A 25,900-nucleotide genomic window follows, 5' to 3' on the forward strand; every position below is an offset into this window, starting at 1 on the left:
GTGTCTGACAAAGAATTCCCCGCCCCGGTCAAGTATCTCGACGACCGTCTCGGGATCGGCAAGATCGGCCGGAAGAACCTGCGCAAGGTGTTCCCGGACCACTGGTCCTTCATGCTGGGTGAGATCGCGCTCTACAGCTTCATCATCCTGCTGCTCACCGGCACCTTCCTGACCTTCTGGTTCAAGCCGTCGATGGCCGAGGTCGAGTACCAGGGCTCGTACAGCCTGCTCAAGGGCCTGCACATGTCCGAGGCATACGCCTCGACGCTGGACATCTCGTTCGACGTCCGCGGCGGTCTGCTGATGCGGCAGATCCACCACTGGGCGGCGGTGCTGTTCATCGCGGCGATGATGGTGCACCTGCTCCGCATCTTCTTCACCGGCGCGTTCCGCAAGCCGCGTGAGCTGAACTGGGTGATTGGTTTCACGATGCTGTTCCTCGGCATCATCGAGGGCTTCATCGGTTACGGCCTGCCCGACGACCTGCTGTCCGGTACCGGTCTGCGGATCACCCAGGGCATGATCCAGGCGTCGCCGGTGATCGGCACGTACATGAACTTCTTCATCTTCGGCGGCGAGTTCCCCGGCGATGACATGGTGCCCAGATTCTTCATCGTGCACGTGCTGCTGATACCAGGGATCATCCTGTTGCTGGTATCAGTCCACCTGTTCCTGGTCGTGTACCACAAGCACACGCAGTACGCAGGCCCCGGCCGGACCAACAACAACGTGGTCGGCTACCCGCTGTGGCCGGTTTACACGGCCAAGGCCGGCGGCTTCTTCTTCGTCGTCTTCGGCATCACCGCTCTGATGGGCGCACTGATGCAGATCAACCCGGTCTGGCTCTACGGCCCGTACAACCCCGCGGAAGTGACGGCCGGCTCGCAGCCGGACTGGTACATGGGCTGGCTGGAAGGCTCGGTCCGAATAATGCCGGGCTTCGAGTCCCATTTCTGGGGCATCACGCTGAGCTGGAACCTGATCATCCCGGCCCTGCTGATACCTCCTGCCTTCGTCACCCTGGTCGCGCTCTATCCGTTCATCGAAGCGTGGATCACCGGTGACAAGCGCGAGCACCACCTGCTGGACCGGCCGCGCAACATGCCGACCCGGACCGGTATCGGCGTCGCGTTCATGACGTTCTACGGTCTGCTCTGGATCGGCGGTGGTAACGACCTGATCGCCACCCACTTCGGTGTCTCGCTGAACAACGTGACCTGGTTCCTCCGGTTCGCGGTGTTCCTCGGCCCGGTACTGGCGTTCTGGGTCACCAGGCGCATCGCGATCTCGCTGCAGCGGGCCGACAACGACCGGCTGCTGCACGGGCTGGAGACCGGCGTCATCGTCCGCTCCCCCGAGGGTGCGTACTCCGAGAAGCACACCCCGGTCGGCGGATACGAGGCCTACACGCTCACCGCCCGGGACCGGCTGCTGCCGCTGGACATCGGCCCGGAGACCGACGACAACGGCGTCCGCGCCCCGCGCCGGGCCCTCAACAAGCTCCGTGCCAAGCTGTCCGGCTTCTACTTCGCCGACGCGGTGCAGAAGCCAACCCGGGAGGAGCTCGAGGAGGCACAGGCTCACGGTCACGACGCGGATGAGATCCACGAACTGACCGAGACCGAAACCTACCGCGAGGTCACCAGCGACAGGTCCTGAACCAAGCACCACCCGAAAGGCCCCGCCACGGCGGGGCCTTTCGCTTTGCCCGTCAGTCGATCGCTGCGGACACTGCGGTCAGGTAGTCGCTGACAACCGCGCGCTCCGGCCGGTGAAGCGTCTCAGTGACGGCGATCAGACGCTCGAGCAACGGGCCGAAGAACTCCCAGCCGAGCTCGACGGCGGCATCCGACACCTGCAGACGCGCACTCCGCCCGTCTGAACGGCTTCTGAGCCGCTCAACATGCCCTGCAGCTTCGAGCCGGTGGATGACCGCCGTCGTCGCCTGAGACGTCATCCCAAGCTGCTGAGCGAGCCAACTCGGCGTCGCCTCCACCCCAGCCCGCTCCGCATCCAGCAACCGGATGAGCGCCCGTACGTCGGTCGCGTGCATACCGGTCGTACGGGCGAACTCCCCCGCCACCAGCTCCAGCCGCAACGCAACCTCCCGCAACTGATGCACGAGCCCCAACGCCGCGGCACGCGCCGGATCCGCCGGCATCACTCCTTCACGCATACTCCGCAGTTTACCTCACTCAGTGAGCTATTCTCAGCACCATGACCTTCCAAGACGCGTACGACGCTCTGCTCGACCGCTGGGGTGTCCCGGTGGAGCAGCTGGACATCGCCGGCACGCACGTGAACGCATGCGGTCGGCTCGACGCGCCCCCGCTGGTCCTCCTCGCCGGTCACGGCGCGACCTCGCCGGTGTGGTTCACCGTGGCGCCGAAGCTCGCCGACCGATACCGCGTCTACGCCCTGGACCTCCCCGGCGATGCTGGACGCAGCACGGCCGCCCCGCCGCGCGGCGTTGACGACCTCATCACCTGGCTCACCGCCGTGCTGGACGGCCTGAAGATCACCCAGACCACACTCTGCGGCCACTCGTACGGCGCCTGGATCGCCCTCACCTACAGCCTCGCGCACCCCGAGCGCGTCGGTCGCCTCGCCCTCATCGACCCCACAGACTGCTTCACCGGCTTGAGGGTCAGCTACATAGCCCGAGCGCTCCCGATGCTGCTGCGGCCCAGCCAGCGACGCTACGAGTCATTCCTCCGCTGGGAGACCGAGGGCCTGCCGCTGGACGCCGATTGGGTTCGGCTCGCCGGGCTGGGCACACTCGAGCCCACCGCGAAGCCGGTCCGCCCCAAGCGGCCAAACCTCGAAGGACTGCAGGCCGACCTGCTCGTGGTCATGGCAGGCAAGAGCAAAGCACACGACCCCGGCACACTGGCCGAACGCGCCAGTGCAGCCGGGGCCAGCGTCGTACGTCTAGAGGCTGCGACCCATCACTCGCTGCCCGCCGCTCACGGCGACGAGCTCAGTGAGATCTTTCAGGAGAGAGCCGAGCCGGCCTTGTAGGTGGACCAGCTGGTGTTCCAGTCGGTCCAGCCGTTGCCGGGCTCCATTTTGCGGGTGGTGCCGGTGACGACGACGGGGTCGCCGCGCAGGGTCTGGCTGAAGTACCACTGGGCGTCCTTCAGGCTCATGCCGACGCAGCCGTGGCTGACGTTGGCACTGCCCTGGCTGCCGGCCGACCACGGCGCGCCGTGGATGAACTCGCCCGAGCTGGTCACCCGCTGGGCCCACTTCACGTCGTGGATGTCGTAGTACTCCGGGTCCCCCGGCTTGATGCCGACGGTCCGCGCGTCCATCCGCTTGGTGACGAACTTTTCCATGATCACCTTCACGCCGCTGCGGGTGGTGAAGCCGTCCTTGCCAGCGGTGATCGGGATGGTCCGGGCCAGCTTGCCGCCGATGAAGACGTACATCGTGTGCTTCTTGACGTCGACCTTGGTGACGACGGACTTGCCGATGGAGAAGGAGATCTGCCGGCTGGCCACGCCCCAGGTGCTCCTGCCGGCGTTGACACCAAGGGTGTCGATGTTCACGGTCACCTTGGTGCCGGCCGGCCAGTAGTTCATCGGCCGGTAGTTCACCTGCATGCTGTTCACCCAGTGCCAGCTGCCGACGACCGGGACCGAGGTCTTCACCGAGAGCCGCTTCTCCACCGCCGCGCGGTCCGTGACCGGGTTGTTCCAGTAGATCTGGATCGGCATCGCGACCCCGACGGTCTCGCCGTTCAGCGGGGCGACCGAGGCCTTCAGCCGCTTGGTCGCCTTGAGCGTCTTGAAGGTCGAGCTGATCGGCACGCTGGCGCCGTCGGTGCCCTCCGCACTACCGCTCACGGTGTACGACGCGCCGGGCTTGAGCTGCGGCAGCGACGTCCACTGAGTCTTCTCGGTGTTGAAGCTGCCGGCGACCTTGTCGCCGTCGTCGTCCTTGAGTACGACGTCCTTCAGCTTCCCGGCCGTGGTCGTCACAGTCACCGGCTGGTCCGGCTTGACCGCGCTCGCACCCTTCGCGGGCACGATCGCGACATTCGCAGCCCCCGGATTCTGCGATGGGCTGGCCGAGCTACCTGGGGTCGTCGAAGCACCTGGGGTCCCACTGCTCTGCGTCGTACCCGAACCGGAGGATCCCCCGGCCTCGGTGTCGCTGCACGCCGTTCCGGCCAGCAGCATGACGCAGATCCCCGCCACGGCAAGGCCGTGCTTCCTTACCGAAACGCTCACCATTCCCCAGTTCTCCCCTGTCCAGTCAATCGCCGCCAGGGTAACCCGCCGTACCGACAGTCCTGCGCAGCACACGTCACCGGAGTGGTCCGGACCACATCGGCCCGTTCTCCGGTGGCATTCCTAAGACGCACGAAAGCGCCATCCGGTTGGCTCCCGGATGGCGCTTTGTACGACGCTCAACTAGTGAGCGTGGTCACCCCGGTAGTACTCGAAGATGAATCCCGACAGCGTGACGATGCCGATGCCGCAGCCGGCGATGAACAGCCACCAGCCGAAGACCAGGCCGAGTACGGCGACCGCCAGCGTCAGCGCGCACCACAGCGGCCACCAGGAGTACGGCGGGAAGAAGCCCAGCTCGCCGGCTCCTTCCGGGATCTCCGCCTCCTTGCGGTCCTCCGGCCGCGGGTCCATCCGGCGCGCCGTGATGCTCAGGTAGAACGCCACCAGCAGCGACAGGAAGAACGTCATGACCAGCGCGGTGGTGCCGGTCGGGTCCTCCGACATCAGCCAGTAGATCGGCGTGACGACCAGCACGAACACGCTCAGGATCCCGAAGACCCAGGCTTCGACCTTCACGCCTTGTCCTTCCCTTCGGTCTCGGTACCGGCGGCGAGGTTGCGCTCGAGGTTCTCCACCCGGCCGTCGTCCTCACCGGCATCCAGCAGGTTGTCCTCCGACGCGCGGTTGGCCGGATACTCGGCCAGGGCCAGATCCGCGTGGTGCAGATCGAACGCCGGGCTCTCGGACCGGATCCGCGGCAGCCGCTCGAAGTTGTGCCGCGGCGGCGGCGAACTGGTCGCCCACTCCAGCGACCGGCCCCAGCCCCACGGATCGTCCACGCCCACCAGCGGCGACTTGCGCGACTTGTAGACGTTGTAGAAGAACGGCAGCATCGACACGCCGAGGATGAAGGCACCGATGCTGGACACCTCGTTCAGCGTGGTGAAGCCCTCGTTCGGACCGTACGACGCGTAGCGCCGCGGCATCCCCTCGACACCCAGCCAGTGCTGCACCAGGAACGTGGTGTGGAAGCCGATGAACAGCAGCCAGAAGTGCAACTTGCCGAGCCGCTCGTCGAGCATCCGGCCGGTCATCTTCGGCCACCAGAAGTAGAAGCCCGCGAACATGGCGAACACGACCGTGCCGAACACGACGTAGTGGAAGTGCGCCACCACGAAGTACGAGTCGGACAGCTGGTAGTCCAGCGCCGGCGAGGCCAGGATGATGCCGGTCAGACCGCCGAAGAGGAAGGTAGTCAGGAAGCCCACCGACCACAGCATCGGGGTGTCGAACGACACCGAGCCGCCCCACATGGTGCCGATCCAGTTGAAGAACTTCACCCCGGTCGGGACCGCGATCAGGAACGTCATGAAGGAGAAGAACGGCAGGTTCACCGCGCCGGTGACGAACATGTGGTGCGCCCACACCGCTACCGACAGTACGGCGATACCCAGCGTCGCGCTGACCAGGCCGATGTAGCCGAAGACCGGCTTGCGGCTGAACACCGGCAGGATCTCGGTGATGATGCCGAAGAACGGCAGCGCGATGATGTAGACCTCGGGATGCCCGAAGAACCAGAACAGGTGCTGCCACAGCAACGGCCCGCCGTTCGCGGCATCGAAGACGTGAGCCCCCAAGGCTCGATCCGCCTCCAGCATCAGCAGCGCGCCGGCCAGGATCGGGAACGCGATCAGTACCAGGATCGACGTGACCAGGATGTTCCAGGTGAAGATCGGCATCCGGAACATCGTCATACCCGGCGCACGCATGGTGATGATCGTGGTGACGAAGTTGACCGCACCGAGGATGGTGCCCAGACCCGCCATCCACAGACCCATGATCCACAGGTCACCGCCGACACCCGGCGAGCGGACCGCGTTGGACAGCGGGGCGTAGGCGAACCACCCGAAGTCGGCCGCACCGCCCGGGGTGAAGAACCCGCTGACGGTGATCAGACCACCGAACAGGAACAGCCAGAAGCTGAACATGTTCAGCCGCGGGAACGCGACGTCAGGAGCGCCGATCTGAACCGGCATGATCACGTTCGCGAAGCCGACGAACAGCGGCGTCGCGAACAGCAGCAGCATGATCGTGCCGTGCATCGTGAAGAGCTGGTTGTAGACCTCTTCGTTCACGATCTGCAGGCCCGGCCGGGCCAGCTCGGCGCGGATCAGCAGCGCCATCACGCCGCCGATCAGGAAGAACGCGAACGAGGTGATCAGGTACAGGTGGCCGATCAGCTTGTGGTCGGTGGTGGTCAGCCACTTGACCGCGATGGCGCCCTTCGACCGCCGCCGGGGCAGTGCGGTAGTAGTCGCACCGATAGCGCCGGTGCGTTCGGCGAAGTCCGTCACTTCTCGCCCTCCTGCTCCCCGTGGCCGGGAATGGTGGTTGCATCCTGGCCACCGGTAGCGGCGCCGGTCTGGCCCTTGGCGGCCAGCTCCCGCAGGTGTGCGTCGTACTCCGCGCGGGTGACCACCTTGACGGTGAACACCATCCGGCTGTGGTAGAGACCGCACAGCTCGGCGCACTTGCCGGCGAAGGTGCCGGTCTTGGTCGGGGTGAGCTCGAACTTGTTGGTCCGGCCCGGGATGACGTCGAGCTTGAAGTAGAACGACGGCACCCAGAAGCTGTGGATCACGTCCGGCGAGGTCAGGTCGAAGTGGACCGACTCGTTCACCGGCAGCCACAGCTGAGCGGGCTTGTCCAGCGTGCCGGTCTCCCAGACGCCTTCCTGCCCGTCGACGGTGTCCTTGTAGTTGAAGGTCCACTGCCACTGCTGGCCCACCACGTTGACGGTGTGCTGCGGGCTGCTGGACATCGCGGTGACCTGGTTGCCGTGCTCGACGGTGTAGAAGAACAGCACGCCGATGATGGCGAACGGTGCCAGCGTGTAGAGCACCTCGAGCGGCAGGTTGTACCGCACCTGCTTCGGGGCCTCATCGCTGCGCTTGCGGTACCGCACGACGACGTACAGGATCAAGGCCCAGACCATCACGCCGACGATCAGGGCGGCGATCCAGGCGCCGATCCACAGACTTCGGACGGCCTCGGTCCGGTCCGATGCGCCCTCGGGGAGACCGAGTCGTTTCCACTGCTCAGTGGTCGCCGACGAACAACCGGTCAGCAGCAGGGTGCCGAGCACCACTCCCGTACCGACCAGCAGGCGTCGTTTCGCCGGACGTGTGGCGCGGGCGGGACCTGCCGCGCGCTCATCCACTCCGGGCGTGCCGTTCGAACCCACGGGGCGCCTTTCCCTTCCCAAGTGAGACTGACGACCAAACACTACTGGACACCCATCCGGCATCTGCGCATAGGTAGGGCTTAGCGTTTCCCGTGTGAGCGAGCGTGCGTATCTGGATGCCGCGTCGGCCGAGCCGTTGCATCCGGCGGCGCGGGAAATGTTGCTCTCGGCAGTCGATTCCGGGTGGGCTGATCCGGTTCGGTTACACCACGAGGGACGGACCGCACGGCTGTTGCTGGACAACGCCCGGGCAGTACTCGCGGACGCCGTCGGAGTGCGGCCGGACGAGCTCTACCTGACCACCTCTGGTACGACGGCCATCCACGCCGGACTCACTGCTCTCACGGCCGCCCGGAAGCGCATCGGTACGACGATCGTCCACGGCGCGGTCGAGCATTCCGCTGTGTTGCATACGGCAGCCGAGGCGGGCGTAGAGGTTGGTGTGGACACCCTTGGCCGCGTCGACTTGGACGCGTTCACCGCAGCAGTGCAGAAGCCCGGTGTCGCCGTAGCGGCGTTGCAGTCCGCCAATCATGAGGTCGGGACGCGGCAGCCGATCGAGGCCGCGGCTGAGGCGTGCGGCGACGTACCGCTGTTCGTCGACGCGGCCGCTTCCATCGGGCACGACGCCGTACCGGCTGGATGGTCGGCACTGGCGGCGAGTGCGCATAAGTGGGGTGGGCCGGCCGGGGTCGGCGTGCTCGCAGTACGCAAAGGGACGCGGATCGCGCCGGCCTGGCCGATGGACGAGCGGGAGGACGGCCTCTCCCCCGGGTTCCCGGACGTCCCCAACATCCTGGCCGCCGCTGCCGCCTTGCAGGCCAGGCAGTCCGAGGCCGACGAGCTGAACAGGCAGCACCGGGTCTGGATCGACGAACTCCGCCACCGGGTCGCCGCGGACATCCCGGACGTCGAGGTGGTTGGTGACCCGGACGATCGGCTGCCGCACATCCTCACCTTCTCCTGTCTCTACGTGGACGGCGAGGCGCTGGTCACCGCGCTCGACGCAGAAGGCTTCTCGGTCTCGAGCGGCTCCGCCTGTACGTCGAGCACCCTCCGGCCATCACATGTCCTGGCAGCCATGGGCGTACTCACCCACGGCAACGTCCGCGTCTCTCTCGGCCGCACGACGACGTACGACGACATCGACCGCTTCGCGGCGGTTTTGCCCGGGATCGTGCAACGAATCCGCGCGGAGGTCGGCCTGTGAACAACACCGACCTGGACTGCCTCGGCCTGCTCTGCCCACTCCCCGTGATCAAGTTGGCAAAACTATTGCCGACAATCGACATCGGCGACACGATCACCGTCCTCGCCGACGACCCGGCCGCGGCCACCGACATCCCCGCCTGGTGCCGCCTCCGCAGCCAGGAACTCGTCACCGCCGACGCACCACGCTTCGTCGTACGGCGCCTGAGCTAAAACCTCTCGCGATGTCGCCGGATCCGTTGGCACACTGCGGGCCGTGACCAACTTCTCGTACAAGCCGACCCTGACGGGTGAGCTCGTCGTCCTGCGCCCGGTGGACGAGGGCGACTACGACGCTTTGAAAGCCGCCATGGACGACCCGGACGTGATCAGGTTCACCGGCAGCCGCGGGGAGATCGGTGACGAGCAGGCCCGGCAGTGGTACCGGACCCGCAACGACCAGACCGACCGGCTCGACATGGCGATGGCCGGCTTCGTCGTCGAGGGCCGGCTCCGCGACGAGCTCTACTGGGACGGCGAGTGGGTCGACTCGATCGTCATGTCGGTCCTGGCACCAGAGTGGAAGGCACGCAGCTAGCCCAGTGCGTCGGCCAGTTCGGCGTACGTCGGTGCAAGCTTGCGGACAATCGACGCAGCCACCTGCGGCGAGCCTGCAGTCAGCTCGTACTGCAGACTGCCGACCATCCGCGCCTGGCTGTCGAGGATCTCGGCCGCACCGCGCAGGCCGATCCGGTTCATCGCCACAGCTCCATCCGCCAAACGCCGGGCACCGACCCGGACCGCGAAGTGAGTCATCAGACCGCGGATGCCTGGATCCATGCCCTGCTCCAGCAGGTCGGCGAAGCGTTCCAGCGCTGCCTCGTTCCCGACCGTTCCGGGCGCGACCTCGACGTCATCACGGAGTGAAGCCCACGCTGCGGCCGCGGGCACGGACGCTCGCAGCGCATCGTCCGCGCCGATCCCCTGAACCCGCCGGAAACCGGAGCGCATCCCATAGCTGTGACGCTTGTAACCAATGGAGTCGGCCCGCCAAGCGGCAACGAAGGCTTCGAGTGGGAGCGTGGCATAGGGAAAGCCCTGGGGGTCATGCATCAGCACCCGCTCGGAGTCGACGTCGAGCACGACCAGGAAGTGATCGGCCTCGATCGGATCCCCGGCGCCGGGATGATGGAGCAGCAGGCCCATCTCCACCGGCCCGACCAGCACCGGGCCCTCCTTCACGGCCGCACGCAGCAGCTTCAGCGCTTCGTCGGCCGACGAGGCGCCTTGATGGGCGCAGGTCCACCCCAAGAGGTCGATCGCGGCATCCAGACCGAGGTCCGGATCCCAGCCATACGGATCGAACAGCGGCACCCGGCCCGAGATCAGCTGGACGCCGAACGGCGATCCGGTGAGCACTTCGATCACCGCGGGAGGCGGGGCGTGATCGCCCAGCACCATGGCGAGGCTGTTGCTGTAGCAATACGGTCCGGAGCCGAGATACGCGAACATGCCCTCGACGATCGACGCTGACCCAGGGGCAAGGTCAAGCTATGTTCGACCTCGTGATCGACGCTGAGCGCATCGCCGTGCTGACCGGGGCCGGGATCTCCACCGCGTCCGGGATTCCGGACTTCCGTGGGCCGCAGGGGTTGTGGACGAAGAATCCGGCGGCGCAGGCGATGTTCGACATCGACGAGTACGTCGCCTCACGCGCCGTACGGGTGGAAGCCTGGAAGCACCGGCTGGCCGCGCCGGCCTGGACCGCGGAGCCGAACCCGGGCCATTTCGCCCTCGTCGACCTCGAACGCGCAGGCCGCCTGACCGGCCTGATCACCCAGAACGTCGACGGCCTGCACCAGAAGGCCGGCTCCTCCCCGTCGCTCGTCCACGAGCTCCACGGCACCGTCTGGTACGTCGACTGCCTCGACTGCGGCCGGCGGATCCCGATGGGCGACGTACTCCCCCGCCTCGAGGCCGGCGACGACGACCCGGCCTGCGAGGTCTGCGGCGGAATCCTCAAGTCCGCCACCGTCTCCTTCGGCCAGTCCCTCGACCAACACGTCCTCGACGCAGCAGTCGCCGCCACCCAGTCGGCCGACCTCTTCCTGGCCATCGGCACCTCACTCCAGGTCTATCCAGCCGCCGGCCTCTGCGACTTGGCTCTGAATTTCGGCAAGCCGCTGGTCATCCTCAACGCCGAACCCACCCCGTACGACGACGAAGCCACCACAGTCCTCCACACCCCCATAGAAACCACCCTTCCCGGTCTGCTGAGTTGATCGACTGTGGAGGGTTTTGGCGTGATCCGGGGAAGTTTTTCTTGCGGATACGGGTAAAAACCCTCCCAGCATCCCGGCCCAGCCCCCGGCAGTGACCTTTCCGTGACCTTTGAGGTCTCCTCAGGGTGAAAGGGGGCGGCTAGCGTCCCCGGGAGGATCAACGGGAGGGGACCGTGATGCGCGGGTTCAGGCGATTGATGGCGGGGTTCACCGCGGGTGCGGTGGTCGTGCTCGGGCTTGGTACGGCGGCACCGGCGCCGGCCCAGCCAGCGGCCGATCGGGTGATCACGCTGGCGGGGTCGTTGCAGAGTGAGCTGGGATGCGCGGGCGACTGGGATCCCGCGTGTCCACAAAGCAGTCTGGGCGCGGCGGCGCCGTACACGAAGATCTTCGACGTCCCCGCGGGCGCCTACGAGTACAAGGTCACGGTCAACGGCAGCTGGGACGAGAACTACGGTGCCGGTGGTGTGCTGAACGGCCCAAACATCCCGCTGCGGATCGAGGGCCCGGCCAAGATCGAGTTCGCGTACGACGACACCAGTCACGAAGTCAGCGTTCGCCCAGTCGACCTGGCGGGCGACACCGTCACCACCGCCGACAAAGCACTGTCGTCGCCGAGCCTCCGGCAGGACCTCACGAAGGAGCGGTTCTACTTCGTGATGGCGGACCGGTTCGCCAACGGCAACAAGGCCAACGACGCCGGCGGGCTGACCGGCGACCGGCTCAGCACCGGCCTGGACCCGACCGACAAGGGCTTCTACCACGGTGGCGACCTGGCCGGCGTGATCCAGAAGCTCGACTACATCAAGTCCCTCGGTACGACGTCCATCTGGCTGACCCCGTCGTTCAAGAACCGGCCGGTCCAAGGCGAGGGCGCCAATGTGAGCGCCGGGTATCACGGCTACTGGATCACCGACTTCACCCAGATCGACCCGCACCTGGGCACGAACGCGGACATGAAGCAGCTGATCAGCCTCGCCCACGGCAAGGGGATGAAGGTCTTCTTCGACATCATCACCAACCACACCGCGGACGTGATCGCCTACCAGTCCACCAACTACGGCTACATCCCGAAGTCGACCTCGCCGTACAAAGATGCGTCCGGCAACGTGTTCGACGACAAGGCTTATGCCGGCGGCGACACGTTCCCGCCGCTCGACAAGGATGTGAGCTTCCCGAACATCCCGGTCTTCCGCACCCCGGCCGACGAGACCGTCAAGGTGCCGGCCTGGCTGAACGACCCGACGCTGTACCACAACCGCGGCGACTCCACCTTCGCCGGCGAATCGGCGGAGTACGGCGACTTCGTCGGCCTCGACGACCTGTTCACCGAGCAGCCGAAGGTCCGCGACGGGATGATCGACGTCTACAAGACGTGGGCGGAGTTCGGGATCGACGGATTCCGGATCGACACGGTCAAGCACGTCAATCTGGAGTTCTGGCAGAAGTTCTCGCCCGCGATCCTGGCCGCTGCCAAAAGCTCTGGCTCGAAGGACTTCTTCATGTTCGGCGAGGTCTTCGACGCCGATCCGAAGTTCATGTCGACGTACACCACCCAGGGCGCGCTGCAGGCGACGCTCGACTTCGGTTTCCAGCAGAACGCGGTCGCCTTCGCCAAGGGCGACCCGAGCACCAAGCTGGGCGACTTCTACGCAAACGACGACTACTACACCGACGGCGACTCGAACGCCTACCAACTGCCGACCTTCCTCGGCAACCACGACATGGGCCGGGTCGGGACGTTCCTCAAGCAGGCGGGCGCGTCCGGTCAGGAACTGCTGGCCCGCGACAAGCTGGCGCACTCGCTGATGTTCCTGACCCGCGGCCAGCCGGTCATCTACTACGGCGACGAGCAGGGCTTCACCGGGGCCGGTGGTGACAAGGACGCCCGGCAGGACATGTTCGCCACGCAAACGACGGACTACAAGGACGACGAGCTCGTCGACGGCACCGGTACGTCGACCATCGGCAGCCAGGACCGGTACGACGTCAACGCGCCGATGTACAAGCACATCGCGGCGCTGCAGAAGCTCCGGGCGCAGTACCCGGCGCTGGCCGACGGTCGTCAGATCCACCGCTACTCGTCGAACTCCGGCGGTCTGTATGTGTTCAGCCGGCTCGGCAGCGACAACGTCGAGTACCTGGTGATTGCCAACAATGCGACAACCGCGAAGTCGGCAACCATTCCGACGTACCTGGGTAGCAGCTCCTTCAAGCCCGTCTACGGCGGGAAGAGTCTGTTGCACACCGACCGCGAGGGCCGGACTGTCGTGCAGCAGGCGCCGCTGTCTGTCACGGTCTACCAGGCGACGCAGAAGCTGCCCGCACGTACCAAGGCACCGGCTGTCTACATGAGCTCGCCGGAGCTCGGCGCGACCGTCGGCGGCCGGGCGGAGATCGCTGCCGCCGTTCCGGAGAACACTCCGGTCACCGTGACCTTCGGCTACCGCCCTGTGGGTACGACGGACTGGAAGCGCCTCGGCTCTGATGACAACGCGCCGTACCGGGTCTTCCACGACGTCTCCAGCCTGCCGAAGGGGACGCTGCTCGAGTACCGCGCCGTACTGAAGGATGCGTCCGGCAACTACTCGGTGTCCGGTTCGTACGGCGTCGTCGGCGACGCTCCGGCGCCTGGCGGCGGTGGCGGCGGCACCGGCCCAGTGGTGCAGCCGGCGAACGTCAGTGTGCCCGGCGACCACAACGACGAGATGGGCTGCTCGGGCGACTGGCAGCCGGACTGTGCCCAGGCCCAGCTGACCCTGGACCCGAAGGACAAGGTGTGGAAGGGCACCTACACCATCCCGGCCGGTGAGCACGCCTACAAGGCAGCGATCAACAAGACGTGGGACGAGAACTACGGTGCCGGCGGCAACCAGAACGGCGCCAACATCTCCTACACGGCTCCAGGCACGCCGGTCACCTTCTACTACGAGCACGGCCGGCACTACGTGACGTCGACCGCCGAAGGCCGGCCCATCATCACAGTGCCCGGCACCTTCCAGTCAGAGCTCGGCTGTCCGGCCGACTGGGACCCGGCCTGCATGCGACCCTGGTTGACGGACCAGGACGGCGACGGCACCTACACCTGGTCGACGAGCGAGATCGGAGCGGGCAGCTATGAGGCCAAGGTCGCGCACAACCTGTCCTGGGACGAGAGCTACCCGGCCAGCAACGTTCCGATCACTGTCCCCGGCGACGGGCTCGTCGTCACCTTCTCCTATGTCCTCGCGACGCACGTGCTGACGGTGACGACGTCCAGGCCGGGCGCTCAGCCGGACCTGTCTCAGGCCAAGGCCTACTGGCTCGCCAAGGACCTGCTCGCCGTACCGGCGGTTTCGCATCCGGAACGGTCACGTTGGCGGCTGCACTGGTCGTACGACGGCTCGCTCAAGGTCGACGCGGACGACATCGGCGGAGAGTCCGCCGGACTGCGCTACGACCCTGCTGGGATACCTGACCCTGTCCTCGCCAAGTTCCCAGCATTGAAGGGCTACACGGCACTCAGACTCAACAAGGCCAACGCCGGCAAGATCCTGACCGGACAGCTCGGCCTGGCCCAGTACGACGACGCCGGCCGCCTGCTCGACGCAACCGGCGTACAGATCCCGGGCGTCCTTGACGACCTGTACGGCGCGTCGGCGTCGAACCGGGCATACGGCGTGACGTGGCAGGGCGGAGCACCTCGCTTCACGCTGTGGGCGCCGACTGCACAAAAGGTCAATCTGCTTGTCGGATTGCAGACAATCCCCATGCAGCGCAACGACGACGGCTCGTGGTTCGTGAACGGGCCACGGTCGTGGAAGAACGCGGCCTACCGCTATCAGGTGACCGTGTTCGCGCCGTCGACCGGCAAGGTCGAGACCAGCGTCGTCACCGATCCGTACTCGGTCGCGCTCACGACGGACTCGACGTACTCGGTCGCGGTGGACCTGAACGATCCGGCCGGCAAACCCGCGCTGTGGTCGAGCACGCCCTCACCGAAGCTGGCCCGGGCCGTGGATACGACCATCTACGAGCTGCACGTCCGCGACTTCTCGATCAACGACAGCACAGTTCCGCCCGCGCACCGTGGCACGTATCTCGCCTTCGCCGATGAGGGCAACGGAAGCAAGCACCTGCGCGCGCTGGCCGCCGCCGGACTCAACACGATCCACCTATTGCCGACATTCGACATTGCGTCAATCCCCGAGACCGGTCAGCAGTCGCCGGCCTGCGATCTCAAGTCGTTCGCCCCGGACTCCGAACAGCAGCAAGCCTGCGTGACTGCGGTCGCGGCGAAGGACGGGTTCAACTGGGGTTACGACCCCTACCACTGGCTCGCGCCCGAGGGTTCGTACGCGACCCAACGCGACGGTCTCGCCCGGGTCGCCGAGTTCCGCACGATGGTCGGCGGCCTGCACAAGTCGGGCCTGCGCGTCGTACTCGATCAGGTTTACAACCACACCCCCGCAGCCGGTCAGGCGCCGACGTCCGTACTGGACAAGGTCGTGCCCGGCTACTACCAGCGGCTGAACGCGACCGGCAAGGTCGAGACCTCGACCTGCTGCAGCAACGTCGCCACCGAGCACGCGATGGCCGAGAAGATCATGGTCGACAGCACCGTCAGCTGGGCACGCAACTACCGCGTCGACGGGTTCCGCTTCGACCTGATGGGCCACCACAGCAAGGCCAACATGCTCAAGGTCCGGGCCGCGCTCGACCAGCTGACCCTCGCCAAGGACGGCGTGGACGGCAAGAAGATCTACCTGTACGGCGAGGGCTGGAACTTCGGCGAGGTCGCAAACGACGCGCTGTTCGTCCAGGCCCGGCAGGGCAATCTGGGCGGTACTGGGATCGGCACGTTCTCCGACCGGCTCCGCGACGGCGTCCGCGGCGGCGGCCCGTTCGACGACAATCCGCGGATCCAGGGCTTCGGCTCCGGCGCGGCGTCCGACCCGAACGGCGACGCGATCAACGGTACGCCCGCTGAACGGGCCAAGCGTCTTGCCCATGACACGGACCTCGTTCAGTTGGGGCTGGCGGCGAACCTGCGCGGCTTCTCGTTCCGCTCGGCTGAGACCGAGGCCGTCGTACGCGGCGATGGGGTCGACTACAACGGCACCCCCGCCGGGTACGCCGATCAGCCGGACGAAGTGATCACGTACGTCGATGCCCACGACAACGAAACGTTGTGGGACTCGTTGACCTACAAGCTTCCTGACACGCTGCCGATGCCGGACCGGGTCCGGATGAACACGTTGTCCCTGGCAACGACCGCGCTCGCGCAGACTCCGTCGTTCTGGCACGCCGGCGCGGACCTGTTGCGCAGCAAGTCGCTGGACCGGAACTCCTACGACTCCGGTGACTGGTTCAACACCCTGGACTGGACCGGCGCCGACAACGGCTTCGGCCACGGCCTGCCACCCAAGACGGACAACGAAGCCAAGTGGCAGTACATGAAGCCGCTGCTGGCCAATGCAGCCCTGAAGCCGACCGCGACCGATGTGGCGACCGCTTCCGCGGCGGCTCAGGACCTGCTGAAGCTGCGCTTCTCGACGCCGCTGTTCCGGCTGGGCTCGGCCGACCTGATCAACGCGAAGCTCACCTTCCCGTTGAGCGGCACGGCCGCCGCCCAACCCGGCGTCGTCGTCATGCGCATCGACGACACCGTTGGCCCCGACGTCGACCCAGCTCTCAAGGGACTCCTCGTCGTCTTCAACACCACCGGATCGACGGTCACCGAGACTGTGCCGGGGTTGGCCGGCCAATCGCTGGCCCTCTCGCCCGTTCAGGCGAACGGCTCCGACCCGGTCGTCAAACAAACCACCTGGACCGCTTCAACCGGCACGATCGCGGTGCCGCCGCGGACGGTCGCCGTACTGGTGCAGAAGTAGTCAGCTCCGGAGACCGGCCAGCAATTGGTCGGTCTCTGGTTCGTTCGTGCGTTTGCCGGTGTAGGACAACGTCAGCTGCGTCGACAGGTCGGGGCGGCCTCGTGTGTTGGTGCTGGCCCCAATGCCGCACAAGCCAAGATTGAGGCCGTCCCCGATGTCCAGCCCTTCAGAGCGGCGGAGTCTGAGAGGTACCAGCGCGGCGATCCCCGCCGCAAGGGAGGGAATCATGAACCACACGTACGCAGCCCTAGCGGCCTCCGCACTCTCGATGGGCGGCATCGTCCTCGCCGCGCCGGCAGCGTCGGCCATGCTCAGGACTCCGGGGCCTGGAGTCACCCCTTCGGCGGTCACATCCCAGTCGCCCGGATGGCCGGACGAAGGCTCCGGCTACCCCGGATCCGAGAAAAGGTCGCCGGAGTACAACTACCCGGAGTACAAGCTGGACCCGCCGGCTGCTTCCAATTTGCAGCCGGCCCGCACCTCGGTTTGGGACAACTCGATCGGGGCCGTCGAAGCGGGCGCTTCCGCGCTCGGTGGTGCGGGCGTCGCCCTCGGCGGGCTGTGGCTGGTCCGCCGTCGGAGCGCACTGGCCAGGTAAGCCCACTGGGCCGTATCTGCGTGCCCCCGCGCAGATACGGCCGGCGTCATTGGCCGGTGCCCTGGGTGGAGCGCAGGTAGACAAGGGTGGCCAGTACCCGGCGGTGCGCCTGGGCATTCTCGGTGATGCCGAGCTTGCCAAGGGTTTGGGTGACATGGGCCTCGACTGTGCGGGTGGTGATGTGCAGCCGGGTCGCGATCGCGGTGTTGGACAGACCTTCGGCGACCAGCCCGAGGACTTCTCGTTCCCGATCGGTGAGCTGGTCGAGAGGGTTCTTGGCGCGGCGTCGTCCGATCAGCCGAGCGACGATGGTGGGGTCGATGACGGTCTCCCCGTCTGCGATACGGCGTAGTGCGTCGACCAGGTTCGCCCCGTCGAAGAGCCGTTCCTTGAGCAGGTAACCGGCCCGCTCCGGGTGATCGGAAATCAGGCGCAGGGCGTAGCTCGGCTCGATGTACTGAGACAGCACCAGCACACCGACGTCCGGGGACTCGGCCCGGATGCGCTGCGCCGCGGCCAGGCCCTCGTCGGTGTGGGTAGGCGGCATCCGAATGTCAGCGATGACCGCGTCGGGTCTGTGCTGTCGCACAAGTCCGAGCAGCTGTTCAGCGTCCACAGCCTCACCGACGACCTCGAGACCGGCCTCGCCGAGCAGGTGAACGATTCCCTGCCGCGTGAGCAGGTTGTCGTCAGCCACGACGATTCGCATAAAGCCTCCCCCTTCAGTCCGAGCCCCGTCCGCAGGGAATCTTGGCGCGCAGACGGCCGGCTTGACTGTCCATACTGCCGCCGATGGCGCCTACCCTGTCCGCGAGATGCTCCGGAAACTCGCCGACCGCCCCACGCACGTCTACGACGAGCCAGTTCCCGGCACAGGTGACAGCAACAGAGAGACTACTGCTCGCCGCCTCGACCATTCCCGCAACTACGAGGTAGACCGCCCTTTCCACCGCGGCGGGCAGACGTTCGGGCGGAACAGTCGTGAGCTCGACCGGGTACGTGGCCTCCTCGGCCAGCGACCAGAGGGCAGATTCGAGCCCTGCCTCGTCGAGGATGGCTGGGAAGATGCCGTTGGCGAGCTCACGCAATTCAGCCAGGGCAGTCTGTGCCTCGGCCAGCGCTGTGTCGATCGCCGCAGCGAGATCTGGGCTGGTTGTGGCGGTGCGAGCAAGGCGTAGCTCGTACGTGCAGGCCAGCAGGCGCTGTTGGGCTCCGTCGTGCAGGTCACGTTCCAGGTGCCGGCGGGTCGCGTCGGCAGCCTCGACGATGCGCGTACGGGACGAGCGCAGGTCTTCCATCTGAGCGTGTACCTCGGCTGCGAGGCGCTCGTTGTCGATCGCCAGCCGTGCCGCCGATCCGATCTGCTCCGCGAGTTCTGCGGCGTCGTACCCGCCTGGATCGTGTTCGACGAGCGCGACCGGCTGACCATGACGCACCACAGAGGTCACTGCCCGTCCGCCGCCGGACTGCGGCATGAGCGGCTGTCCGCCGGCGTCGACATAGTGCCGCGAGCCCGGCATCCAATAGAACACCCGGACGCTCGCGTCCCCGAGAGTGCGGGCAAGTGCTGTTTGCAGCGAACCGGGCGGTGGCGCGGCGCCGAGGTCGTCGGCCAGACGCGCGACTGCGGAGCGCCGGTGGCGTGCACGCAACACCGCCCAGCCCAAACCGATGGCCAGACAGGACAACGCGGTCGCTTGTGCGGCATAGATGGAACGGAACTCGACCTTGGTTGGGTCCTCGATGGGATCACGCAGTACGGCGGTCGCGTACGCGGCCTGGCCAGCGACTGCGACCGCAGCCGGTATCACTACGAGCCACGAAGCAGCACGGGCCGCGCGGCCGCTATGAGCCAACCACCATCCGGCGATTCCCAGGGTCACGGCACCGGCAGCGAGCAAGAATCGGAGCCAGAATTCGTCGATGTCGCGCGCCAAGGCCGGGTACGGATGGACCAGGAAAGCGTTGGCGGTGCAGTTGTTCCAGCAGTAAGGATCGAGAAACGGATCACGGATGCCGGCGCGCACGACGCTCAGGCCGACCGCGATCGACCAGCCGAAACTGATCGCCAGCCGGCTCCACGTGCTCGCTCCACGCCCGGACGGGTACGCCACGACGAGGTGTACCAAGGCCGGCAGCATGAGCGGCGCCACCACCATGCCCAAACTTCGAGCGAGCTGCGGGCCGCCTGACCAGCCGATCCACGTCGGCGCCAGCCAGCCCAGTCCCGCAACCACACTGAGCTGTCCGGCGGCGCCAACCGTCCGATCCCACACCGCAAAAGTGCCCACCGCGACCAGTCCCAGCCCGGCCACAAGGGTCGCCGCCGCAAAGCCGCCAGACAAGTCGGCGTAGCTGGTGACCAATTGATCGGTAGTGCTCATCGCGCCGATCGCGGCTGCAGCGGCCGCTGCGCCGAGAACTGGCAGCAGCCACCGAATCATGAAGGCACCAGATGGCCTGCACACGAATTGATTGTGCCAGCGACAGCCTGCGGACAACCTGTGGCTGGCCACGATGACGAGCCCGCGGTCCGGTGAGACGATCCACAGGTGAGCAACACGGTGCTCGTCGTTGATGATCACCCCGATTTCCGGGCCGCCGCATCGGCGCTGCTGGCGGCCGAGGGCTTCGAGGTCGTCGGCGTAGCGGCGAGCGGGCAGGAGGCCGTCGTGGTGATCTCTGCCCTGCAACCGGATGTGGTGCTGCTCGACATCAGGTTGCCCGACCTGGACGGGTTCGCCGTGGCGGCGCAGATCGCCGAGCTGGCGGATCCACCGGCAGTCGTTCTCGTCTCCAGCCGCGGCGCCGGTACCTATGGGCCGCGCCTGGGACGCGCCGCCGCAGTGGGATTCATGGCCAAGAGTGAGCTGAGCGGTGCCGCCCTACGCCGCCTTCTGGACGGCAGCCCACGTGCGCCGGCGTGAGATCGTCATCGGGTTGGCTGGCGGTACGTTCGGCGTACTCAGTGAGCACGCCGCGATTGTGCGGGGCCAACCAGGGGTCTGGCTGCCCGATCTGGCAGTTGGTCTGGTGTTCCTCGGCGCGGGACTGCTGGTCAGGCGGACGGCCGCAGTCGACACAGCGTCACCCGCAACGGGAACAGCAACACTGTTAGGCGCAGTGGCCGTCACCTGGTTCGCAGGCAATATTGCTTGGCCAGCACTGTATTGGCATCGCGGCCCGCTGCTGCATCTACTGCTGGCCTATCCAGGTTGGCGAGTCAGTAGTCGGCTGGGCCGGCTCCTGATTTCCCTCGCCTACGTCGCTGCCGTCGTCCCACCGATCTGGGGTAGCGACGCGGTAGCGATCGCACTGTCCATCGTTTTCGTCGCAGGGGTGACTGTCCAACACCGCCCAGGCACGGGTACCGCGCATGGGGCCCGCCGAGCAGCAGTCTGGGCTGCAGGGGCTCTCGGGGCTGTGCTGATCGCCGGGGCCGCGGCCCGAATGACCGTGACGGCCGGTGCTGCCGTGCTGCCTGCTCTCTGGGCATACCAGGTGGTGCTTTGTGCCGTCGCGGTAGGCGTCGCCGCAGGTCTGCGGCGGTCGCGTCCGGCGAAGGTTGCCGACCTCGTTGTCGAACTCGGTGAGACCAGGTCGGGCACACTGAGGGACGCGTTGGCGCACGCACTCGGCGATCCGACCCTGCAGGTCGGCTTCTGGCTGGCCGAACGGCATCAGTACGTCGACCCGGCGGGCAGTCCGGTCGCCGTACAGCCACTCGGTGGGGGCCAGGCGGCCACGTTCGTCACGCGGAACGACGGTCCGTTCGCCGTCCTCGTGCACGACGCCGCCATACTCACGGACCCTGCATTGGCAAAGGCGGTCGCAGACACGACCCGGCTCACAGCGTCGCATGTCGTACTGCAGGCTGAGGTGCGCGTGCGACTGGCCGAGCTGGCCGCATCCCGTCGACGGCTCCTGGTCGCCGGGGATGACGAACGGCAGCGCATCGAGCAGCGCCTCCGTGACGGCGCCCACGGACGGCTGGTGCGGACCATGGCAACGCTGCGCTCCGCAGCTGCTGATACCGAAGCGCCCGAGGCGCTCGGTCGGGCGTACGGCCACCTCGATGGCACCCTCGCCGACCTCCAGGAACTGGCGCGAGGCCTTCATCCTCGTGAGCTCGCCAACGGCTTGGGCGACGCGCTCGCCGCCTTGGTGGAACGCAATCCGACGCCAGTGCGGCTCACCACGACGAACCGGCGGTATCCGCCCGAGGTCGAGGTCACGGCGTACTACGTCTGCGCGGAGGCACTCGCCAATGTGGCCAAGTACGCGGCTACCTCGCAGGTGACGGTCGAGGTGGCGCAGCGAAACGATCGGCTCTGCGTGACGATCGCCGACGACGGCCCAGGTGGCGCAGACCTGGTCCGTGGGAGTGGACTCATCGGGCTGACCGACCGCGTCGAGACGCTCGGCGGCACGTTGACGGTGCACTCGCCGCCGGGCGCAGGCACCCGGCTCGTCGCCGAACTCCCCCTGGACACCGAGCAACGAATCTCGTCTGCCGACTTCGGGAGGAAACAATGAGTAGGACCCTGCACTCCGTTTGGTGGCTGACGATTCTCGTCATCGGCTCGGTCGTTCTGTCGGCCTGCACCAGTGGCTCGGCGGGGAACAAGGCCGGCGGTGACCCGGGACCGGTAACCCTCCGCATCGGTACAGCCGACTATGTCGGCCGGCCGTCGGCCAATGCCATCCAGGAGTTCGCTCACCAGGCCAAGGTGCTGTCCGGTGGTCGGCTCATCATCGAGCCGGTCTGGCAAGCGGCCGGCGTCGGCGTGAGCAACTGGGACCAAACCGTCGCTCGGATGGTCGGAGACAGGCGACTCGATCTCGGCATGATCCCGGCCAGGGCCTGGGACACGGAGGCCGTGACCAGTCTGCGCGCCCTGCACGCGCCGTTCCTCGTCACGTCTGACGCGCTGGCCGACCAAATCGTCATCGCCGACCTGGCCGGCGAGATGATGGCAGGCCTGGACAAAGCGGGAGTCACGGGCCTCGCACTTCTGCCCGAGAGCCTGCGGCATCCGTTCGGCTTCAGGGGCCGTGCCCTGAGATCGCCGAGCGACTACGCCGGCAAGAACTTCAGGACGCCACGATCGGAGCTCGGCTATGCGACATTTCGCGCCCTCGGCGCGATGCCGGAGGATCTGAACGGCGAGGAGGGCGAGGAGTCCGTCAAGGCCGGAACGCTGGTGGGCACCGAGACCGCATTCGTACTGCGCCAGTCTCTGCAGGAACCCGCCGTCGCCGTAGGCAATGTCACGTTCAACACGAAGGTGGATTCGCTCGTCATCAACTCCAAGGTGCTGGAGGAGCTGCCGTCGGCAGACAGGACGATACTGCGCGACGCCGCCGCAGCCACCCTGCGCTGGGTGCTGGGCCATCGGACGCCCGAAGCCGAGGCTGCGAAGGCGTTCTGCAACGAGGGTGGCACGATTGTCGCGGCGAGCGACGCCGACCTCCGTGCGCTGAGGCGCGCCGTGCAACCGGTGTACGACGAACTGGAACGGGACGCCGCGACGAAACGCCTGCTCGACCGGATCGGCGAACTCAAGCGGACCGTGCGGGTTCCTGCACAAGGGATCGCCATGCCGTGCCGACCCGATGCCCACCCCACCCCGCCGGCCGCGAGCGGTGACCCGAGCGTCCTCAACGGCACCTACCGGTTCGAGCTCACGAAGGATGAACTGCGTGCCTTCGGCGTGACCGACCCGCATGATCTGTTGCTCAACGAGGGTGTCTACACGTGGAGACTGAAGGATGGGCGCTATGTACTCGACCAGAAGGCCCCTCAGGAGACTGACCACCAGGAGGGCAGGTACACCATGGCCGGCAACCGTGTCACTTTCCAGCTGCCCTGGGTCAACAACCTGGAACTGACGTTCGCCTGGCGCATCTCGGGGCGGAACCTCACTTTCCAGTTCGACGGTAAGACGGACCCGCCCCTGAAGGCGGTGTTCACAGCCCACCCCTGGACAAGGATCGCCTGATTGAACGCTCCAACGCCGCGAAGTGAACTGACCGAGTTTCCTGTCGGCTCCAGCGGATAATGTGCGGGGCATGAGCAGCCTTCCACGGAGTACACCAGAAGCCCAGGGACTGTCCGGTACGGCGCTCGATGCCTTCCTCGCCGCGCTGGATGCGTCCGAGCAGGAGATCCAGACCGTCATGCTGCTGCGGCACGGTCACGTCGTACTCGAGGAGGAATGGTCGCCGTACCGGCTGGCCGATCCACACCTGTTGTTCTCGGTGTCGAAGAGCTTCACCTCGACCGGCGTCGGGCTGGCGATCGACGCCGGCCTGCTGTCCCTCGACGACCCGGTGATCTCGTTCTTCGATGCAGACGAGCTGCCGGAGACGATCAGCGACAACCTGGCCGCGATGACAGTGCGGCACCTGCTGACCATGACGACCGGGCACGCCAAGGACACGGTCGAGTCGCTCAGCCGGGACCGCCGGATGGTCAAGATCTTCCTCGGCCTCGACGTCGAGCACGAGCCGGGCACGGTGTTCGTCTACAACTCCGGCGCGACGTACATGCTCTCCGCGATCCTGCAGCGGCTGACCGGTGAGAAGCTGCTCGACTGGCTGCGACCACGGCTGTTCGAACCGCTCGGCATCACCGAGGCGATCTGGCAGGTGTCGAGCGAAGGCATCACCGTGGGCGGCTGGGGGCTGAGCATCAACACCGAGTCGCTCGCACGCTTCGGGCAGCTGTTGCTGCAGCGCGGTGTGTGGGAGGGCAAGCAGCTGGTCCCGGCAGAGTGGTTCGAGGCGGCGACGTCCCGGCAGGTCCCGAACGACACCGAGGAGAATGCGGACTGGCACCAGGGGTACGGCTTCCAGTTCTGGCGTGGGCGGCACAACACCTACCGCGGCGACGGCGCCTTCGGCCAGTTCTGCCTGATCTTCCCCGAGTACGACGCCGCGCTCATCATCACCAGCGCGACGCTCGACATGCAGGCCGTCCTGAACACCGTTTGGGACCACCTGCTGCCGGTCCTTGAAGGCAAGGAGGTCTCGCCGGTTGCTCGGCCCGCGTCGCTGGAGCTTCCCCCGCCGACCGGCGCAACGCCTGTGGGTGGCGACGGGCGTACGTACCGGTTCGCGGCGAACGACACCGGGATGGTCGCGATCCGGCTGGATCCGGACGGGACCGGGACGTTCACCTTCGCCCACGTCGTGACGGGTAGCGCTGAAGAGTACGAGGTCGTCATCTCGGCCGGCGACTGGCAGGAGCACCGGAGTGAAGATGGGCGCCTTCTGACCAGCGCCTACGCGGATGGTGACGCCTTCGTGGCGACGATCCGGTTCGTCGAGACCCCGTTCGTCGCGAACCTCGCCTGCCGGCCGGACGGCGACCGGATGACCGTCGACGTCACCCTGAACGTCTCCTTCGGACCGACGAAGTTCACCCTCGTTTCGGAGTGACCGGCGTCACAGTCACAAACCTGAGGCGGCGCGTGTCCTCCGGGTTGTAACACACAGACGACGGAGGAACAGAAATGAAGGTCTTGGTAGCAGGTGCAACAGGCGGAATCGGCCAGTCGCTGGTACCGCAGCTGATGGCGGCCGGTCACGAGGTGACCGGCATGATCCGGTCGGAGTCGAGTGCGGCCGCCCTCCGGGCCCAGGGTGCGAACGTCGTACTCGCGGACGGCCTGGACGGCGCAGCGGTCAAGGAAGCGGTGGCGTCGGTGCGGCCGGAGGTCGTCGTCCACCAGATGACGGCGCTGCGGGGCAGCATCGACTTCAAGAAGTTCGACGAGAGCTTCGCGCTGACAAACCGGCTCCGCACCGAAGGCACGGATCACCTGCTCGCGGCCTCCCAAGCTGCCGGCGTACGACGGTTCGTCGTCCAGTCGTACGCCGGCTGGAACATCAAACCCGGTCCGACCCCGCTCGGCGCCGAGGCGGATGGGCTCAACCCGAACCCGCTCCCGGGGATGCGGGAGACGCTGGCCGCGATGAAGCACCTCGAGTCGGTGGTCACGAACGCCGACGGGATCGAGGGCGTGGTCCTGCGCTACGCGAGCTTCTACGGCCCGACCGCCGATCTCGGCAAGGGCGGCTCGGTGGTCGAGCTGATCAAGAAGCGCAGGATGCCGATCGTCGGCGCCGGCTCCGGCGTCTGGTCCTTCATCCACTACGACGACGCGGCCGCCGTGACCGTCAAGGCGATCGAGGGCGACGCCACCGGCATCTACAACATCGCCGACGACGACCCGGCTCCGATCTCGGTCTGGCTCCCCGAGCTGGCCAGCATCCTCGGCGCCAAGCGGCCCTTCAAGGTCCCGACCTGGGTCGGCAAGCTCGCAGTGGGCGATGTAGGCGTCGCCGCCTTCACCACCTGGCGCGGCGTCGACAACTCGCTGGCGAAGAAGACCTTCAACTGGCAACCCGGCTACTCGTCCTGGCGGGAGGGTTTCCGCAAGGGTCTGTAGCTCAGTCCCGCGACTGACCAC

Annotated in this window: 21 protein-coding genes; 13 read left to right on the forward strand and 8 right to left on the reverse strand. The window is 66.8% G+C overall.

The features are described from left to right. Positions 1–1,659, forward strand: coding sequence for a cytochrome bc1 complex cytochrome b subunit (gene qcrB, locus EV646_RS04840; RefSeq protein WP_132144240.1), 1,659 nt, complete (start codon positions 1–3; stop codon positions 1,657–1,659). Between the two features lie 52 nt (positions 1,660–1,711). Here the strand turns inward: qcrB and EV646_RS04845 are convergent, their stop codons facing one another. Continuing rightward, positions 1,712–2,176 (reverse strand): MarR family winged helix-turn-helix transcriptional regulator, encoded by a 465-nt coding sequence (locus tag EV646_RS04845; RefSeq protein ID WP_132144242.1) that lies wholly within the window; start codon positions 2,174–2,176, stop codon positions 1,712–1,714. A gap of 41 nt (positions 2,177–2,217) precedes the next feature. Here EV646_RS04845 and EV646_RS04850 point away from each other — a divergent pair, with 41 nt between their 5' ends. Next, positions 2,218–3,021, forward strand: a complete 804-nt coding sequence (locus EV646_RS04850; RefSeq protein WP_132144244.1) for an alpha/beta fold hydrolase — start codon at positions 2,218–2,220, stop codon at positions 3,019–3,021. Here the strand turns inward: EV646_RS04850 and EV646_RS04855 are convergent. From EV646_RS04855 to ctaC, 4 genes are all read right to left on the reverse strand, one after another. Beyond that, positions 2,994–4,184 carry a L,D-transpeptidase gene (locus tag EV646_RS04855; RefSeq protein ID WP_132144246.1) on the reverse strand — a complete coding sequence of 397 codons (1,191 nt, stop codon included), beginning with the start codon at positions 4,182–4,184 and terminating at the stop codon, positions 2,994–2,996. The genes EV646_RS04850 and EV646_RS04855 overlap by 28 nt on opposite strands. A gap of 234 nt (positions 4,185–4,418) precedes the next feature. Continuing rightward, positions 4,419–4,814: a cytochrome c oxidase subunit 4 gene (locus EV646_RS04860; protein WP_132144248.1), complete on the reverse strand. Its 396-nt coding sequence runs from the start codon at positions 4,812–4,814 to the stop codon at positions 4,419–4,421. Continuing rightward, complete coding sequence (ctaD, locus tag EV646_RS04865; RefSeq protein ID WP_132144250.1) at positions 4,811–6,592, reverse strand: aa3-type cytochrome oxidase subunit I; 1,782 nt, start codon at positions 6,590–6,592, stop codon at positions 4,811–4,813. The genes EV646_RS04860 and ctaD overlap by 4 nt, the downstream gene beginning before the upstream one ends. Next, complete coding sequence (gene ctaC, locus EV646_RS04870) at positions 6,589–7,482, reverse strand: aa3-type cytochrome oxidase subunit II (protein ID WP_132144252.1); 894 nt, start codon at positions 7,480–7,482, stop codon at positions 6,589–6,591. Before ctaC ends, ctaD begins: the two co-directional genes overlap by 4 nt. 94 nt (positions 7,483–7,576) lie before the next feature. Here ctaC and EV646_RS04875 point away from each other — a divergent pair, with 94 nt between their 5' ends. From EV646_RS04875 to EV646_RS04885, 3 genes are read left to right on the forward strand one after another with little or no spacing between them, the layout of a single operon-like run. Beyond that, positions 7,577–8,692 carry a cysteine desulfurase family protein gene (locus EV646_RS04875; RefSeq protein WP_199236778.1) on the forward strand — a complete coding sequence of 372 codons (1,116 nt, stop codon included), beginning with the start codon at positions 7,577–7,579 and terminating at the stop codon, positions 8,690–8,692. Further along, positions 8,689–8,904, forward strand: a complete 216-nt coding sequence (locus EV646_RS04880) for a sulfurtransferase TusA family protein (RefSeq protein WP_132144254.1) — start codon at positions 8,689–8,691, stop codon at positions 8,902–8,904. Before EV646_RS04875 ends, EV646_RS04880 begins: the two co-directional genes overlap by 4 nt. Before the next feature lie 43 nt (positions 8,905–8,947). Beyond that, the gene (locus EV646_RS04885; RefSeq protein ID WP_132144255.1) at positions 8,948–9,268 is read left to right on the forward strand and encodes a GNAT family N-acetyltransferase; all 321 of its coding nucleotides are present in this window, start codon (positions 8,948–8,950) and stop codon (positions 9,266–9,268) included. On the opposite strand, the gene EV646_RS04890 is transcribed toward EV646_RS04885, so the two are convergent. Next, positions 9,265–10,182 (reverse strand): hypothetical protein, encoded by a 918-nt coding sequence (locus tag EV646_RS04890; RefSeq protein WP_132144257.1) that lies wholly within the window; start codon positions 10,180–10,182, stop codon positions 9,265–9,267. The genes EV646_RS04885 and EV646_RS04890 overlap by 4 nt on opposite strands. A 41-nt stretch (positions 10,183–10,223) precedes the next feature. On the opposite strand from EV646_RS04890, the gene EV646_RS04895 reads away from it, so the two are divergent. The 3 genes from EV646_RS04895 (at position 10,224) to EV646_RS04905 (ending at position 17,423) form a co-directional block, all read left to right on the forward strand. Then, positions 10,224–10,952: an SIR2 family NAD-dependent protein deacylase gene (locus EV646_RS04895; RefSeq protein WP_132144259.1), complete on the forward strand. Its 729-nt coding sequence runs from the start codon at positions 10,224–10,226 to the stop codon at positions 10,950–10,952. Between the two features lie 176 nt (positions 10,953–11,128). Continuing rightward, positions 11,129–16,825 carry a pullulanase-type alpha-1,6-glucosidase gene (gene pulA, locus EV646_RS04900; protein ID WP_132144261.1) on the forward strand — a complete coding sequence of 1,899 codons (5,697 nt, stop codon included), beginning with the start codon at positions 11,129–11,131 and terminating at the stop codon, positions 16,823–16,825. Between the two features lie 226 nt (positions 16,826–17,051). Then, positions 17,052–17,423: a hypothetical protein gene (locus tag EV646_RS04905; protein WP_132144263.1), complete on the forward strand. Its 372-nt coding sequence runs from the start codon at positions 17,052–17,054 to the stop codon at positions 17,421–17,423. 46 nt (positions 17,424–17,469) lie between these two features. On the opposite strand, the gene EV646_RS04910 is transcribed toward EV646_RS04905, so the two are convergent. Both EV646_RS04910 and EV646_RS04915 read right to left on the reverse strand, forming a co-directional pair. Next, complete coding sequence (locus tag EV646_RS04910) at positions 17,470–18,132, reverse strand: LuxR C-terminal-related transcriptional regulator (protein ID WP_132144265.1); 663 nt, start codon at positions 18,130–18,132, stop codon at positions 17,470–17,472. Between the two features lie 13 nt (positions 18,133–18,145). Next, the gene (locus tag EV646_RS04915; protein ID WP_132144267.1) at positions 18,146–19,867 is read right to left on the reverse strand and encodes a sensor histidine kinase; all 1,722 of its coding nucleotides are present in this window, start codon (positions 19,865–19,867) and stop codon (positions 18,146–18,148) included. 108 nt (positions 19,868–19,975) lie between these two features. On the opposite strand from EV646_RS04915, the gene EV646_RS04920 reads away from it, so the two are divergent. From EV646_RS04920 to EV646_RS04940, 5 genes are all read left to right on the forward strand, one after another. After that, positions 19,976–20,350, forward strand: coding sequence for a LytR/AlgR family response regulator transcription factor (locus EV646_RS04920; protein ID WP_199236779.1), 375 nt, complete (start codon positions 19,976–19,978; stop codon positions 20,348–20,350). Next, positions 20,301–21,959 carry a sensor histidine kinase gene (locus EV646_RS04925; protein ID WP_132144269.1) on the forward strand — a complete coding sequence of 553 codons (1,659 nt, stop codon included), beginning with the start codon at positions 20,301–20,303 and terminating at the stop codon, positions 21,957–21,959. Before EV646_RS04920 ends, EV646_RS04925 begins: the two co-directional genes overlap by 50 nt. After that, positions 21,956–23,425 (forward strand): TRAP transporter substrate-binding protein, encoded by a 1,470-nt coding sequence (locus tag EV646_RS04930; protein ID WP_132144271.1) that lies wholly within the window; start codon positions 21,956–21,958, stop codon positions 23,423–23,425. The genes EV646_RS04925 and EV646_RS04930 overlap by 4 nt, the downstream gene beginning before the upstream one ends. Positions 23,426–23,495: 70 nt before the next feature. Then, a complete protein-coding gene (locus EV646_RS04935) occupies positions 23,496–24,866 on the forward strand; it encodes a serine hydrolase domain-containing protein (protein WP_241995298.1) in 1,371 nt (456 codons plus the stop codon). 74 nt (positions 24,867–24,940) lie between these two features. After that, on the forward strand, positions 24,941–25,879 hold the full coding sequence (locus EV646_RS04940) for an NAD-dependent epimerase/dehydratase family protein (RefSeq protein WP_132144275.1): 939 nt from the start codon (positions 24,941–24,943) through the stop codon (positions 25,877–25,879). The last annotated feature ends 21 nt before the right edge of the window (positions 25,880–25,900 follow it).

The organism is Kribbella antiqua, from assembly GCF_004345665.1.
In the GTDB taxonomy this organism is placed as follows: Bacteria; Actinomycetota; Actinomycetes; order Propionibacteriales; family Kribbellaceae; genus Kribbella; species Kribbella antiqua.